12 protein-coding genes are annotated in these 15442 nt (G+C 34.7%); all 12 read right to left on the bottom strand.

What is annotated here, in order from left to right; genetic code table 11:
- Positions 1 to 17: 17 nt before the first annotated feature.
- The 12 genes from Q73A0000_RS03990 to Q73A0000_RS03935 all read right to left on the bottom strand — a co-directional run bounded on the left by Q73A0000_RS03990 (position 18) and on the right by Q73A0000_RS03935 (position 15326).
- Positions 18 to 1022, bottom strand: coding sequence for a YncE family protein (locus Q73A0000_RS03990; protein ID WP_193812793.1), 1005 nt, complete (start codon positions 1020 to 1022; stop codon positions 18 to 20).
- Between the two features lie 59 nt (positions 1023 to 1081).
- On the bottom strand, positions 1082 to 4108 hold the full coding sequence (locus Q73A0000_RS03985) for an efflux RND transporter permease subunit (RefSeq protein WP_193812792.1): 3027 nt from the start codon (positions 4106 to 4108) through the stop codon (positions 1082 to 1084).
- A 1194-nt stretch (positions 4109 to 5302) separates the two neighbouring features.
- Positions 5303 to 6235: an efflux RND transporter periplasmic adaptor subunit gene (locus tag Q73A0000_RS03980; RefSeq protein WP_193812791.1), complete on the bottom strand. Its 933-nt coding sequence runs from the start codon at positions 6233 to 6235 to the stop codon at positions 5303 to 5305.
- Positions 6235 to 7500: a TolC family protein gene (locus tag Q73A0000_RS03975; protein ID WP_193812790.1), complete on the bottom strand. Its 1266-nt coding sequence runs from the start codon at positions 7498 to 7500 to the stop codon at positions 6235 to 6237. Before Q73A0000_RS03975 ends, Q73A0000_RS03980 begins: the two co-directional genes overlap by 1 nt.
- Before the next feature lie 135 nt (positions 7501 to 7635).
- Positions 7636 to 8067, bottom strand: a complete 432-nt coding sequence (locus Q73A0000_RS03970; protein ID WP_193812789.1) for a PepSY-like domain-containing protein — start codon at positions 8065 to 8067, stop codon at positions 7636 to 7638.
- A 1400-nt stretch (positions 8068 to 9467) separates the two neighbouring features.
- The gene (locus Q73A0000_RS03965) at positions 9468 to 10730 is read right to left on the bottom strand and encodes a sensor histidine kinase (RefSeq protein ID WP_193812788.1); all 1263 of its coding nucleotides are present in this window, start codon (positions 10728 to 10730) and stop codon (positions 9468 to 9470) included.
- Positions 10727 to 11404: a response regulator transcription factor gene (locus Q73A0000_RS03960; RefSeq protein ID WP_193812787.1), complete on the bottom strand. Its 678-nt coding sequence runs from the start codon at positions 11402 to 11404 to the stop codon at positions 10727 to 10729. The genes Q73A0000_RS03965 and Q73A0000_RS03960 overlap by 4 nt, the downstream gene beginning before the upstream one ends.
- Before the next feature lie 94 nt (positions 11405 to 11498).
- A complete protein-coding gene (locus Q73A0000_RS03955) occupies positions 11499 to 12269 on the bottom strand; it encodes an ABC transporter permease (protein WP_193812786.1) in 771 nt (256 codons plus the stop codon).
- A 13-nt stretch (positions 12270 to 12282) separates the two neighbouring features.
- Positions 12283 to 13083 (bottom strand): ATP-binding cassette domain-containing protein, encoded by an 801-nt coding sequence (locus Q73A0000_RS03950; RefSeq protein ID WP_193812785.1) that lies wholly within the window; start codon positions 13081 to 13083, stop codon positions 12283 to 12285.
- Positions 13084 to 13264: 181 nt separating this feature from the next.
- Complete coding sequence (locus Q73A0000_RS03945) at positions 13265 to 13639, bottom strand: NTF2 fold immunity protein (RefSeq protein WP_193812784.1); 375 nt, start codon at positions 13637 to 13639, stop codon at positions 13265 to 13267.
- Positions 13640 to 13829: 190 nt separating this feature from the next.
- The gene (locus Q73A0000_RS03940) at positions 13830 to 14414 is read right to left on the bottom strand and encodes a hypothetical protein (RefSeq protein WP_193812783.1); all 585 of its coding nucleotides are present in this window, start codon (positions 14412 to 14414) and stop codon (positions 13830 to 13832) included.
- A gap of 195 nt (positions 14415 to 14609) precedes the next feature.
- Positions 14610 to 15326 (bottom strand): DUF4304 domain-containing protein, encoded by a 717-nt coding sequence (locus Q73A0000_RS03935; protein ID WP_193812782.1) that lies wholly within the window; start codon positions 15324 to 15326, stop codon positions 14610 to 14612.
- Positions 15327 to 15442 lie beyond the last annotated feature (116 nt).

Raw genomic sequence — 15442 nt, 5'->3', positions numbered from 1 at the left:
TTGTAGTTTAAGAAATCTTACTTCCCAACCTCTAAAATATGAAAAGTCCCATCAATCATTCTTAATCTTTTTTCGTTCTCTCTTATTTGTTTTTCATATTGCGCAGTCGGCAAATAAACTTTGTGCGAAACAGGATCTAAAGTCAGTGTTCGTGCTCCAACCTCTGTAATGATATTGTCCAATTTTATATATTGACCTGTCGCATTTTGGGTATAAACACTCAGCGTTCCATCATAGTTAGAAGCGAAAATATGATTGGTTTCAGGGTCGAAAGCTACGCCGTCACAACCTTTACCAATCGGTAAATTAGTTACCAGTTTTCCGTTCGTGGCATCTACGATAAATAAGCCATTTTCACACGCTGCAAATAAATGGTGGTTTTTAAGATTTAAAGCTAAACCACTAGGACTTTCACCAGATGCTAAAGAAAAGTATTGAAGCACCTTTTGTTGTTTTAAATTCACCTCCGCAATTTTACTTTTGTCTTCGATGTTTACATAGATTTTTCCCTTTCCGTCACTTGCCATATATTCGGGATTGCCGATTAAGGTTATCGTTGATTCTACTTTTAAAGAACTTGGATCGATAATACTTAATGAATTACTTCCGGCATTCGCCACGATAACTTTTCCTGAAAATGCATCGTAAATCACAGCATCCGGTTTCGTACCAACCTCGATACTGCTTACTTTTTCATTCGTAGCAACATCAAAAACATAAACAGAATTAGATTTCCCGTTCGTAACATAACCTCTGTTTTTTTGGTCAAAACCGATTCCGTGAACGCCTTGCTGATTCTTAATAATTCCTTTGGATGCCAACGTTTCTGGATCGATAATATTCACCTGTGTCGAATGACTGGCATACAGGTAATGATTCAAAGGATTTATCTGAATATAATCCCAGCCGCCGTTTCCTTCAGCAGGTATTGATTTCAGCACTTTCAGTCCACTGTTTTGGGCATTAAAGATACCAAGACCCAAAGTAAGGACCATCACGGTGTGTAGCAGTTTATTTTTCATTGTTAATGAGGATTAATGATTTAAAATTAAAGTTTGTAATCTGATTTAAAATGAAGTTTTTATTCTTCTTTATATTTATTAAAGTCGATTTTATTAAGCAATGTCGGCAACACAATCAACAGAAGCGGAAGTGCTACTATAAATCCACCGATAACGGCAATGGCCAAAGGTTGGTGCATTTGTGCGCCGGTTCCAATTCCCAAAGCAAGTGGCATTAAGGCGATAATAGCACCGATTGCGGTCATTAATTTCGGACGTAATCTTGTGCTGATGGCATAAATCAGCGATTGCTCTTTGGTCTGGGTTTCCAGATTTTCGTGAAACTGAAGATAAGTGAAAATAGCATTTTCACCGATGATTCCTACCATCATAATCAGTCCGGTGTAACTTCCTACATTCAGCGGTGTTCCGGTAATAAAAAGTAAAAGATAGCTTCCTGAAATTCCCAAAATCGCAATCAGTAAAATAATCAAAGCCACTTTTACATTTCTGAACAAAAACAGAATTGTGGTGAAAACCAACAAGCAGGAAATAAATAAAATCAAAAGCAACTCACCGAAAGATTTTTGCTGTTCTGCATAAGCGCCGCCGTAAACAATATTGTAACCGCTCGGAAGTTTGACTTTCTGATCAATCTGTTGTTGAATGTTTTTAATCGTTCCGCCCAAATCGCTGTTGTTCAAACGTGCTGTTACGATTCCTAAATTCTGCAAATCTTCCCGCTCAACCTCCGCAGAACCTTTCTTGATATTCACAGACGCAAATTCTTTCAGAGGTTTCAACTGCCCGTTTGGAAGCGAAATCATGCTGTTTTCAATCTGGTTTAAAGACGCATTTCCCGAATTGTTATATAGCGTTCTGATCGGCGTATATTGTTGTTTGTCGAATAATTCGCCCACCACATTTCCTTCTAAAATTGTCTGCGTCTGAAACTGAAAGTCCTGCGCCGTAATATTATATTGTCCCAAAACAGAAAGATTCGGTTGAATCTCAATCGACGGACCAGCGATTATAATTCCATCAAAAACATCGGCCGTGCCAGGAACTTTTTCAACAATTGCTGCAATTTTTTTTGAATATTCGTGAATAACTTGCGAGTCGTTTCCGAAGATTTTAATTTCAATCGGCTGAACACTACTCATTAAATCGCCCAGCATATCACCGATCACCTGACCGAAATCGACAGTTAAGGGCAAACCGGTTGCTTCTATTTTCGTGCGGATATCGTCAGTAACTTCGTCGGTAGTTTTACTTCTGCTCTTTTTTAATTGAATTAAATAATCTCCTCTGTTCGGCTCGGTGATGAAAAATCCCATCTGAGTTCCTGTTCGTCGGCTGTACGCTTCAACATTAGGATCTGCTTTGATGATTTTTTCAACTTCGCGCAGTTCGCGATCTGTTTCTTCCAAAGAGGTTCCCGGCGGAGAATTATAATCCAGAACAATGCTTCCTTCATCCATTTCAGGTAAAAATCCGGTGGAAATATTCGGGATAATCAAAGCGGAAATGATGACTAATAAACCCATGAAAATATAAGAGAAAATAGGTCTTCTGATAAAGAAACCGACCCATTTCTGTTCTTTTACTTCGTGATGAACTTCTTTTTTCGTTTTCTTTTTTGTTAAAAATAAATAGACAACCGGAAGTAAAATCCACGTAGCAAAAAACGAACAGACCAAAGTGATGATAATCGTATTCGTCATTACTTTAAAATAAGCACCTGCAACGCCACTCATTAAAATAAAAGGAAGGAAAATAACAATCGTGCTCAGGGAAGAACCAATCATGGCTTTCAGCAGATAATTCACAGCTTTCTGCACCAGCGTTTTGCTCGTTTCTTCGGGATGTTCTTCGTGGGTTCGGTGAATTTGTTCTACGACGACAATTGCATCATCGATGATTAAACCAATTGCGGCAGCAATCGCGCCCAAAGTCATAATATTAAAAGTCTGTCCCGTTGCCGACAAAACCAAAACCGTTAAACTTAAAGTAATCGGAATCGTGATGAGAATCGCCGCACTCGCTTTCCAGGATTTTAAAAAGATAATGGCCACGACAATCGCAAGTAGCAAACCAATCCAAAGTGCATCGGTAACACTTTTGATGGAGTCATTTACAAAATCTGCCTGAACGTAATACGGTTTTAAAACAACATCTTTCGGCAGAGTTTTCTGCAGATTGACAATTTTAATTTCCATCTCTTTTGCCAGATCTACTACATTGGCATTCGGTTGCTGAACGATGGCGATCAGGATGCTTTCCTGGCCGTTGGCATTGACTTTAATATATTGTTTTGCACTGTGAATATTAATCTGGGCGATATCTTTAAAATAAACAATGCGGTTACCGTCGTTTTTAATGACGATATTTTTTAACTGATCGATATTTCTAATCTGAGAATCGGTTAAGGTTAAATAAAGATAATTGTAATCGGACGAATAACCGTCTGATTTAATGAAATTGGTATTGTTCAACGCTGTAGAAATAGTGGCCGGATTTAACCCAAGTCTTGCCACCATATCCTGATTAAGGACTGCCCAGTATTCTTTGTCCTGACCACCGATTACGCGGATGTCACTCACGCCATTAACTTGCGACAGAAAAGGTTTAATCGTATAAAGCGCCAGCTGTTTCAAATCAATTGGCGACATCGACGTAGAATTCAGCGAATAACCCATCACCGGAAGAATCGATGGATTCATTTTTTCCACGGTGATGTTGATGTCAGGAGGCAAAGTATTTTTGATTTGATTGATTTTTCCTTCAATCTGTTGTTGACTCAAATCGATATTGGCATTCCAACTCATGAAAGCAGATATTTCGCAACTTCCTCTGCTCGTGGTGCTTTTAATGATTTCTAAATCGGGAACCTGCTTGATGGCATTCTCCAAAGGTTTGGTAATCGCCACCGTCATTTGATCGACTGGCTGTTGCCCAGCTTCTGCAATTACTTTTATTTTCGGAAAGGTAATCTGCGGAAACAGCGACGATTTCATTTTGGTATAAGAAAATACGCCACCGAAAATAATCAGCAGAATAAGAATGAGCAAAGGGTTTTTATACTTTACAAAAAAGGACTCCTTCATTTAGAATGTTTTTAAAGCTGTTGAGCTGTTTTATTTAAATAATAGTAATTAACGGTCTGAATTTGAGATTGAAACAGGAACATAGAATCTATCTTTTACCTTTTGTTTCCTTTTAAAAGCATTTTTTTACTTTTATCTTTGTGACTTTTGTGGTTTAAAAAATTAAATAAACTCTTTCAACATCCCATTTTGTGAACTTAATAAACCCAATATGTTCCATCTTTTAAAGTGCTTTTGTGACTTTTGTGGTTTAATAAATTACATAAACTATATCAATATCCTATTTTGTGAAATGAATAAACCCAATATATTCCATCTTTAAAAGTCCTTTTGTGATTTTTGTGGTTTAAAAAACTAATGTGCGCTCATAAAAAGCTCATTTGTTAAAACTGAAAAAACTAATGTGCCTAATGTGTTATAAAATTATTTATTTCTTCAAGACTAACAAAATAATCTGATAAACCGCAGCGTATCCCTTGATGCTCTTTTTTATTAACTTTCAGCTGCATCATCTTTGTGCCTTTGTGGTTTAAAAACTCAAACAAACTCCTTCAGCATCCTATTTTGTGAACTTAATAAACCCAATATATTCCATCTTTAAAAGTCCTTTTGTGACTTTTGTGGTTTAAAAAACTAATGTTCGCTGATAAAAAGTTCATTTGTTAAAACTGAAAAAAGCTAATGTGTCTAATGTGTTAAAAAATTATTTATTTCTTTAAGACAAACAAAAAGATCTGATAAATCGCAGCATACACCTTGATGCTCTTTTTTATTAACTTTCAGCTGCATCATCTTTGTGCCTTTGTGGTTTAAAAACTCAAACAAACTCCTTCAGCATCCTCTATTTTGTGACCTAAATAGCCCCAATATATTCCATCTTTAAAAGTCCTTTTGTGACTTTTGTGGTTTAAAAAGTATCCAGTTTAAAAAAAACTAATGTGCCTAATGTCTTAAAAAATTATTTATTTCTTCAAGACAAACAAAATAATCTGATAAACCGCAGCATATCCCTTGATGTTCTTTTTTAATAATTTTCGACTGCATCATCTTTGTGCCTTTGTGGTTTAAAAAATCAAACAAACTCCTTCAGCATTCTATTTTGTGAACTTAATAACCCCAATATATTCCATCTTTAAAAGTCCTTTTGTGACTTTTGTGGTTTAAAAAAGTTTCATGGTATTAACCCTGTAAAAGTTATTTTGTAACAATTACAAAAGCCGTATCCTCTAAACCATAATTCCCAGATGTAACAATTCGATCCGTTTTCGAGATATTCCCAGAAATAACCTGAACCCACTGATTAGTTTCTATCCCTTTTACAATATCAACTTTCACTGCCGTTGTATCATTTTTCATTTTCATCACCCAAAATTGGGACTGGGTTTCATCACTAAGAACTGCCGTTTTCGGAACGTAAATTCCACCCGTATTTTCAGTCTTTCTTAAACTAACCGTTCCTATCAAGTTCTCCGGAATCACACCACCGTATCTCACTTTCACCAAAACCTTTTCTGTTTGCGAAACGGGATCGACAGCAGGCATAATTTTCGCCACATAACCATCCAAAGAACTTCCGTCTGGCAGATTAATTTTAAGGGAATTATTGCTTCTCACAAGCTGGTTATATTCGTAAGGTACATTCATTACAAAACCAAAACTGCTGGAATCTGCAATAGTCGCCAAAACTTCACCGTCCTGCACATAATCGCCCACTTGATGATTCATCATTTCCACATAACCAGCGGTCGGACTTGTGACCGAAGTCGTTCCTGAAAATCGAAAAGACGGATCCAGTTTATTAATCGTATTTCCGAGTGCGCGTGCCTCTTTGGTTTGCAAAGCGAAAAGAACCTGTCCACGCGCAACTCTATCTGCAAGTCGAATCGTCACTCTGGTGATATAGCCGTTGGTGTTTGCTTTGACATCAGATTTCAAAAGGTAAGAAGATGTGGCATTTAAAGTTACATTGTCGCTCACGTTCACCGTGTCTGAAGGATAAGCGATGGTAACTGGTGTTTTCGGTTTCGCTGTATTTTCAGTTTCAGTGATGGTTTCTTCAGCCTTTTTTTTGCAGCTAAAAACCACAAACACTAAAACCGGAAATAATATGGATTTGAAGATTTTCATTACTGAACAATTAGGTTGGATAAATTATTTTGAAGTCGCAAAAGATTATTTTCATACTGAAGAATTCCCGTTTTCAGCGTCGTGTAATTGGTGATGGAAAGGATGAAATCCACCATTCTCACATCGCCCGTTGGCAACTGTTTTAAATTAGCCTCAATCAAAGTTTGCGAATATTTCATCTGCGTTCTCGCAATTTTCAACAGTTCCTGATATTGCTGCATTTGATTACGGATCAAATTAATCTGTTGTAAATATTGATTTTCAGTATATTTTAAATATTTCGTTTTAGTATCGGTTTCTATCACTTTTTGCTCGATAAGCATTTTACGTTGATGACCATCATAAATCGGAACGGTGAGCGACAAACCTACACTAACGCCAAAATTCTTGTAAGGCGTATGAATGAGTGCCGACGAATACCCACCATCTGCAAAGGCTGAAACTTTTGGTTTGTAATCGTAATTAATGATTTTAATATCGTTGGCTAACTTTAAACTGTCGGTTTTGAAGGAGTCCGCATAAACGGTTTTGGTAAAATCCAGATCACCAGTATTTTCAATATTCGGAGCGGATAATTTTTTGAAATCAGTACTTACCAAACCTGAAAGGTATTGCAACGCTGCATAATTATTTTGCCAGTCTGCTTCATGCTGTTTTTGATTCAGCAAACTTTGCTGATGCATGACTTTAAAAGTAAGATAATCGGTCTGTTTAAAAACCGAAGCCTGCGTAAGTTTTTTTAAAATTATATCTTCCTGGTCCAGAATATGGATGATTTCTTTGTCGATGGCAAACTGTTCCTGTGCCGAATAAGCCAAAATATACTGTTCGGTAATGGCTCTCTTTAAATTTAAAACAGAGAGTTTTTTCTGGTTGAGAATCTGCTGAATGATTAAAGAAAAATTTTGAAGACGCGTATTTAAATTGTCTTTTCCCAGAAAATCTCGGGAAACACGCCCCAAAAGCGCCAGATTATTACCGTTAATTGTAGAGTTACCGTCATAACCCCAACCGTTGAATTGTGGAGAATAAGAAGCATCAGCGATACCATTTACTTTAAAACCGAAATCAGCACGCTGTTTTAAACTGTCTATTTTTGAGGAGAAAATTCGATTGTTATAATCATTAAGTAACGGACTGTTTTTTTCGGCCGTCGTAAGATAAAACTCCAACGTATTTTTGTCCTGCCCAAAATATTTTCCCGAAAACATCAGAAAAAAAAGAGCAAGTAGGATTACTTGATGAAGTGACTTTCTTTGCAACATCTTTTGAATAAATAAGGAATGAATAGGTAAAGATAATTTCAAAATCTGAATAAAAACTGAATTTCAATAAAAAAGTCAATAAAAAAGCGGTGAACAATTATTGATTCACCGCATCATTAATTCTATTGAAAATGATTAATCTTTGACTATTTTAATAAATTGTCCGTTAGCCGTAAACATGGCGTCGCCACTTTTTACTTCGGCTTCATATTCAACTTTTCCATCTGCTTTGGTAATCATTGAAACTTCTTTTATTTTTCCTAAATTATTTTTCAAGATATAATCTGAAGCGGCTTTTGGAAGTTGAGAAACTGGGATTTCCATTTCGGTTTCTTCTAAAGTTCCGTCGGCATTATACAAAGCACTTGTTTCATGTTTTCCCTGGTCGAAATTGGCTTCGTATTTTCCATGTTCGTTTTCCCATTTAGCAGTTACGCCAGGAAATTTTTTTGCAAACGCCGCTTTTACAGCTGCCGGAACATCTTCTGTTTTTCCTTTTTTCTGTGCAGATAGAGTAGTCGTTCCAAATCCTAAAGCGATCATTCCAATTAATGCTAATTTTTTCATTATATAAATTTTAAATTTTTGTTGGTGTTGAAAAATGTCTTTCATTGTTTTAACACTACAAAGTAGCGATGCAAAACTGAACAGAATCTGAATTTTTACCGCTGAAATAAAATTTAACAACAATTAACGCCTATTGAAATATTTATAAAATTACATTATCAACTAAGATTTAGTTATTACTTTAAAATATGTAGAGTACAAAATTTGGAATCAAATATTTCGGAATTTATTTGAACTTTTTTAAGTCGTTTATAACTAAAACTTTTGTGACGTCTGTATCAATTATCCAGCATCAAAGCGAAGCAAAAAACTTCTGTGATCTTTACGAAGTACCATTTTAGCTTTAAGAATCATAAAAACTTTTGTGACTTTTGTGGTTAAAAAAAACACTCGTTCGATTATTCCACAGTATTAATCAGCAAATTCACAACAATCTGCGGGTGCCAGTTTTTCACGCTTTAATTTCCAAGGTAAATCACTTCATCAACTATCAACTATCAAAGCGAAGCAAAAAACTTATGTGATCTTTACGAAGTACCATTTTAGCTTTAAGAATCATAAAAATTTTTGTGCCTTTTGTGGTTAAAAAAACACTCCTCGCTTAATCCACACTTTCAATCAGCAAAATCTGCGGGTGCCAATTTCTAGCGTTCTAAAGTTCCAGAGGAAATCATTTCATAACTACTAAGAGCCTGTTTAAATTTTAATAAAACACATAAGTCACATTAGAATTAGTTCCCACTATAAAAATATTTAGAACACAAAGTTAAAAAATCGTTGATTTTCGAAACTTATATGCACTTTTTAAAGTCATTTTTTTTCTAAAAACTCATGTGACTTATGTGTTTAAAAAGAATATTTTGTTAAATTTAAACAGCCTCTAAAGCGAAGCAAAAAACTTATGTGATCTTTATTAAGTACCATTTTCACTGTAAGAATCATAAAAACTTTTGTGCCTTTTGTGGTTAAGAAAAACACTCGTTCGATTATTCCACAGTATTAATCAGCAAATTCACAACAATCTGCGGGTGCCAGTTTTTCACGCTTTAATTTCCAAGGTAAATCACTTCATCAACTATCAACCATCAACTATCAAAGCGAAGCAAAAAACTTATGTGATCTTTACGAAGTACCATTTTACTTTAAGAAGCATGTAAACTTTGTGCCTTTGTGGTTTAAAAAAACACTCCTTGCTCAATCCACAGTATTAATCAGCAAAATCTGCGGAAGCCAATTTCTCATTCTTTAATTTCCGAAGGAAATCACTTCATAACCATCAAAGCGAAGCAAAAAACTTCTGTGATCTTTATAAAGTACCATTTTCACTTTAAGAATCCTAAAAACTTTTGCGCCTTTTGTGGTTAAACTATTTTAGTAATTAAATTTCAACAGACTCTTAACTACAAAGAATTTTTATTGAGGATAGTAAAATGATGTTTTTGATCTTTAAAATGATAAGAAAGTTCCAAACCGAAATTCTCGCAAATCTTTTTGCTGATCTCCAAACCTAAACCAGTACTGTTTTCTTTACTACTTTGTTTCTGAAACCTCTGAAAAAGTTTGTCCATATTTAAACTTTCGTTTTCTGCATTATTAATGATTTCAAAAGAGTTTTCATGAGCATTAATGAAAATGTCGCCATTGTTTGGACAATATTTTATCGCATTGGATAATATATTATTGATCAGAATTTCCGCCAGATTTTGATCCATCTTCACTTTCATTTCTTGTGTGAAATCAGTTTTTATATTGATGTTTTTAAATTGAATCTGATCAGTATTCGATTTTAAAAACTTCTCTGAAAGTACATTAAAATTGACCACTTCAATATCATTAAATTGTTGATTGTCGATTTTTGAAAGCAGTAAAAGTGATTTGTTCAGTCTGCTCATTCTGGTATTGGCTTCAGAAATGTTTTCTAAAAACTCGGCTTGTTCTTCAGAAATCGGTTCGGTCTGCCAGACCAATTCTACATTATTCTGAATAATGGCGAGTGGCGTCTGCAACTCATGAGAAGCGTTTTCGGTAAACTCTTTCTGCGACTGATAGAGCTTTTTATTTTTTTCGGTAAGCGTGTTTAAGGCGGTATTTAAATCATTGAGTTCCCTGATTTTGGTTCCTTTTAAATTTAAACTGTTGGCTTCGTCAATTCTGAAATTCTTCAGTTCATCTAAGGTGTGATAAAAGGGTGACCAGATATTTCTTTTAACGATGATATTAATGATGAACAAAGAGATAATTAGAAGTCCCAATATTCCGAAAAGCAGATAAAGAATACTTTTCAACAAATCTTCACTTTCCACTAAAGATTGCTGAATTCGAACATTGTAGGTTTTCGTAGAAGTGGTAACGGGAAATTCAATCACTCTGAAACTTTCGGTTTCATCATCTTTTTTATTAAAGATATCTTCGGTAAAAACTTTGTTGTGATTGAGCTTTTCAGGATTTTCTTCGATTTTAATGCGTTCATCAAAAATGTGAAAACTCCCTAAATCAGCTGATTTTAATTGTTTGGTCGTCCACTTTTTTTGGTCCTTAAGATTTTCATCAATATTATTGGTTAGAACTTTTTGTATCACAACGTAAAAGACAGGAATAGAGATCAGTAAAACCAAACAGGAAATTCCAATATATCGGATTGATATGTAATGTGTTAATTTCATTTTGCTTCCAGTTTATAGCCCATTCCGTACACTGATTTAATCATATCGTCGGCACCTGCGGAAGCCAATTTTTTCTTAATGTTTTTAATGTGCGCATACAGAAAATCGAAGTTATCAAAGAAATCTGTATTCTCTTGCGAAAGGTGCTCTGCAATAGCGTTTTTTGAAATAACACGGTTTTTATTCACCGCGAAATAAAGCATCAAATCATATTCTTTTTTAGTAAAATCAATAATTGTATTTTGATGAGAAATGGTTTTTGCAGAAGTATCAATTACCAAATTATTAATGATTAAATGATCATTCCCATTGAATTTACGACGCCTAATAATCGCTGAAATTCTGGCACCAAGTTCGGACAAATGAAAAGGTTTCGGCAGGTAATCATCGGCACCGAGTTGAAGACCTTCGATTTTATCATCTAAAGAATTCTTCGCAGAAATAATAATAACGCCGTCCGTCTTATTTTCGTTTTTAAGTTCTTTCAAAAGATTCAATCCGCTTCCATCAGGAAGAGAAATGTCCAGCAGAATACAGTCGTAATCGTATAATTCCGTTTTTTCTCTCGCTGAAGAAAAATCTTCCGCCAGTTCGCAGGTGTAATTTTCGGATTTCAGATAAGCGAGAATACTTTTAGACAGTTCTTTCTCGTCTTCAACCAATAGAATTTTCATTTTATTTCTTTAGTCAAAAATAGAATTTAATTCTGAAGGAAATCTGAATCAACAACAGGAATTTTTTATTGAAATTAAAATAGCATACTTTGTTTCAGGTAATCACCCGGCTATATAATGATCCTCCAATGATAACCAATATAGTGGAAGCTACGAATAAAATTCCAAAATCAAAAGGTAAGTTAAATGTAGAAGGCGTTCCTGTCATCATGGTGCGGAGCGCATCAACCATGTAAGTAAGGGGATTCACATGCGCTAAGACTTTTAACCAACCCGGCATAATGTCGATAGGATAAATGGCGTTGCTTGCAAAAAATAAAGGCATGGTCATTAACTGCCCAATCCCCATAAACCGTTCACGTGTTTTTACCAGACATGCAATGATTAATGAAAAGGTAGAAAAGAAGATAGCACCCAACATGACCATTATTAATACGCCCAGTAAGTTTAATGGATTCCATACGATATGCACCCCAAGCAATACGCCGAGAATGAAAATAATAACGACAATGGGTAATGTTCTTATGCCTGCTGATAGTGCTTTGCCCAGTACAATTGCAGTACGCGGCGTGGGTGTTGCTAATAATTTATGAACGAGACCCAGATCCCGTTCCCAAATGATGGCAATGCCGGAAAAGATAGAAACAAATAAAACACTCTGTGCAAGTATTCCGGGCGTCATAAAATCAATGTAATTGGTTTGCCCTGGAATGGCGTGTAGTCGCGCAAATACCTGTCCGAAGATAAGCAGCCATAAGGCAGGTTGTACCGCTCGCGTTATAATTTCTGTAGGGTCGTGAAAGATCTTTCGTATTTCCAGTTCGGTAATCACGAATGATTTATTGATGAAGTTTAGTATTCCCATAATATCCTGTTGATTAACCTAAACGTCCTGTTGTTTTTCTTTCTATTGAAACATTGCGGAAGTTGCTGCCAGACTCGCCTAAATTATCTGCTGTGTAATGAATAAAAACATCTTCCAGTGTTGCGCCCTCTTTACCAATAGAAGCCTTTAATCCTTCCGGCGTACCGATCGCTGACAGTTTTCCTCTGGCCATTAAAGCTACTCTGTTGCAAATCCCATCGGCCTCTTCCATTAAATGGGTGGTCATCACAATCGTTGTCGAATATTGTTTTTGCAAAGCAGATATATGTTCCCAGACCGTATTTCTACCGATCGGATCAAGTCCTGTAGTCGGTTCATCAAGGAATAGAATAGGAGGGCGGTGCAATGTTGACTGTGCAATTTCAAGCCGTCTGATCATGCCTCCGGAATATTCTTTTACCAATTTGTAAGCAGAGTCTGCCAATCCCATAAAATTGATTGCCTCCTTAATTCGTTCTTTACGTTGATTTCTAGGAATATCATAAAGCTTGGCAAATAACGATAAATTCTCATACCCAGTTAAAGAACCATCAGCAGAAATCATCTGCGGAACATAGCCAATAATTTTCCGGATCTCATTCGTCTGAGTTTTAATGCTAAATCCATTGATAAATGCATCGCCGCTTGTTGGTGGAAGAAGGGTAGTAAGCATTTTAATCACGGTACTTTTACCGGCTCCATTAGGACCAAGCAGGGCAAAGATTTCACCTCTTTCTATGGTAATGTCTAAACCATCTACTGCTGTAAATGTTCCGAATAAACGAGTGAGGTTTTTAGTTTCCAGAATACTCATGACTATTTATTTGATTAGGTTATGAGGTTTTGAAAGGGCTTCTGACTGTTGTGTATTTCTGCAAGCAGAGGACTTTTTATAAGTCTTTGTAAATATAACAAATTGAACAATTAGCAAAAATCTTGATGATAGGAACTTCCGACCCGCTAATAGAAATACCATGTTACCAGCAGTACTTATTTTATTTATAATGGGTTACGTTAATAATTTTTGAATTTCTTGCATCAATAATAATTGAAAAAGCTCCACCAAAAGAAAATCTGTTTATAGTTCCATTAATTACCCAATAATTTTTTATTAAATATGCTTCGTATGGTTTTTCATCTTCAATTTTTTTTTTGCCATAAATTTCAAATAATATTGGTTCAGCTACTTTTATAGCTGTATTTTCATCTTTAATTAAAAGTTCATTTTTATCAAGAATAGCTATTTTAGTCGTGTCATTTAATGTACTTTCAAGTTCTTTTTTGGCATTTTCTATACCTAATTTATTATGTAAAACTTTGTTACAACTAATTTGCAAAATCATAAAAAGCATTAGGATAATTTTTTTCATTTAATTGTTCGATTTTTCGCTTTTTTACGTTTTTTCGTCGTATTGCTGGTAACGGTTGGGTATTTCTGTTGGCGGGGACTTTTTATAACAAGTCTTTGTAACTATAACAAATTGAACAATTAGCGAAAATCTTTATGATAGGAACTTCCGACCCGCTAATAGAAATACTTTGTTACCTGCAGTGCTTTCTTTATATTCGGTCAGTATTATCTCTGAAAGAATCAATAAATTTAGTTTGTTTTATGGCTTCCAAAAGTTTTATGTTATATTTTTTATTTAATGGAAGAATTTGAATTTCACCAGAATAATGAATATAAAAAATAATATTTTGATTTATATCGGTGAAATGATAATCAAAAAATCCACTATCACAACTCGTAATTTCATAGAAATTTGGTAGAAACTTATCTAACTCATCAATTTCTATTTGAATTCCGCCATTAAATTTACTGTCAATTTTTAAAGATTTAAAATATTGAAGAGTTTTTATTAATGGTTTATAATCTTTTCTGTTTTGAGTCTCCTTTGAAATCCATGATTTATTTTTACCATTAAGAAATATAAATTTTTTAAAATCTAGTAGTTTTAAAATTTTTATAGTTTCTGCGGTTATTGTTTTTGAGGAACTTTTTTCAAGTTTAATCCAATACTGAGATTTGTAATTTGGAAAATAATAAACTTCTGAATCTGTATCTTTTTCATATTCAATCAAAGGAAGTTTTCTATATTTTATTAGACAAATATCTCTTTTAATTTTCTTTATTCTTTTGGACATAATCTTGTGCATTGCAGGTAACGTTTTGCGTATTGGCGATGGGCGGGCTTTTTAGTGATAAACTTCAATCGAAGAAATAAACTTCCTTTAAGCGAAAAATTTATTTCGAAGACGAAACCCCGCCTATTGCCAATACGATGTTAGCGGTTCGGGCTTCTTTCTTTGTCGTTTTATTTAGTTTTAAAGATTTAATTGTCAATCTTTCAATATTACTCCAAGTCTGTCGGCAAGTCCTTTTACATATTCTTTATGTCCGTTCTTTATTTTAATTTTGTTGTAGTAGTCTTGAAATAGTTTTTCTGCTTTTGATTTGTCTCGGTGAAATTCAATTAAAGCAACGTTCAATTTTGCTCTCGGTGAATCACCTTCCAAATTTCCTAAGTTTCTGCAGATCTTATCTCGATTTTCAAAGTTGTCAAGCCAATCAAGTCCGTGTGAACTTAGTCCGTTAATAACTTCTTTCGCTGTTTTATTATTATCGTCTGAAATACTCCACCAATGGTCTTGTTTAATAGTCAAATGAGGCAGTCGTTCTCTAATTTGGCAATCGTAATCTTGGTAGATGTTTTTCGGTTTGTTATGGCTATCAAGTTCATAAATCTCTCTAACCATAACTCCTAAATTCACTGTAAAGTTGCCATATAAATTTTCCCTAAATCCTGGAATTACATACTTATCGTCAAATTCGTATCTGCCACTCTGAATATTAATTACTTGATAAATTCCGTCTTCCGTTTGTCTGTTAAATGCCCGTCCTTTTTTCTTAAATCCTAACGGCTTCAAAAACAGAAAAATTTCATTCTGTATGCTTTCCAAATGAGTTTTGAGTTCCAAATTATTTGTCAAATTTTGGTTATTTGATTTTTCGTCAGTCAATTCTGGTTTATTCTTTAAGAAGTCAAAAAATCCCATTTTCAGTTTCTGTTTTTTATTCGGTGTCGTCTTTTAGTCTGACCGCTAACGTTTTGCGGCTTTGCGATGGTGCGGATAAATATGCAAAATCTTTCAATTATAAACTAATCTTCGGA

Source organism: Kaistella flava (ex Peng et al. 2021) (assembly GCF_015191005.1).
Classification (GTDB): Bacteria; Bacteroidota; Bacteroidia; order Flavobacteriales; family Weeksellaceae; genus Kaistella; species Kaistella flava.
Note: the sequence above shows the minus strand (reverse complement) of the source record. Positions and strands in the feature narration are given on the sequence as shown.

Bases quoted from the DNA above. Each gene is read 5' to 3' on its own strand.
- Q73A0000_RS03990 (WP_193812793.1), bottom strand. From the start codon at position 1,022: ATGAAAAATAAACTGCTACACACCGTGATGGTCCTTACTTTGGGTCTT.
- Q73A0000_RS03950 (WP_193812785.1), bottom strand. From the start codon at position 13,083: ATGAGTATTCTGGAAACTAAAAACCTCACTCGTTTATTCGGAACATTT.
- Q73A0000_RS03955 (WP_193812786.1), bottom strand. From the start codon at position 12,269: ATGGGAATACTAAACTTCATCAATAAATCATTCGTGATTACCGAACTG.
- Q73A0000_RS03970 (WP_193812789.1), bottom strand. From the start codon at position 8,067: ATGAAAAAATTAGCATTAATTGGAATGATCGCTTTAGGATTTGGAACG.
- Q73A0000_RS03975 (WP_193812790.1), bottom strand. From the start codon at position 7,500: ATGTTGCAAAGAAAGTCACTTCATCAAGTAATCCTACTTGCTCTTTTT.
- Q73A0000_RS03935 (WP_193812782.1), bottom strand. From the start codon at position 15,326: ATGGGATTTTTTGACTTCTTAAAGAATAAACCAGAATTGACTGACGAA.
- Q73A0000_RS03980 (WP_193812791.1), bottom strand. From the start codon at position 6,235: ATGAAAATCTTCAAATCCATATTATTTCCGGTTTTAGTGTTTGTGGTT.
- Q73A0000_RS03960 (WP_193812787.1), bottom strand. From the start codon at position 11,404: ATGAAAATTCTATTGGTTGAAGACGAGAAAGAACTGTCTAAAAGTATT.
- Q73A0000_RS03945 (WP_193812784.1), bottom strand. From the start codon at position 13,639: ATGAAAAAAATTATCCTAATGCTTTTTATGATTTTGCAAATTAGTTGT.
- Q73A0000_RS03940 (WP_193812783.1), bottom strand. From the start codon at position 14,414: ATGTCCAAAAGAATAAAGAAAATTAAAAGAGATATTTGTCTAATAAAA.
- Q73A0000_RS03985 (WP_193812792.1), bottom strand. From the start codon at position 4,108: ATGAAGGAGTCCTTTTTTGTAAAGTATAAAAACCCTTTGCTCATTCTT.
- Q73A0000_RS03965 (WP_193812788.1), bottom strand. From the start codon at position 10,730: ATGAAATTAACACATTACATATCAATCCGATATATTGGAATTTCCTGT.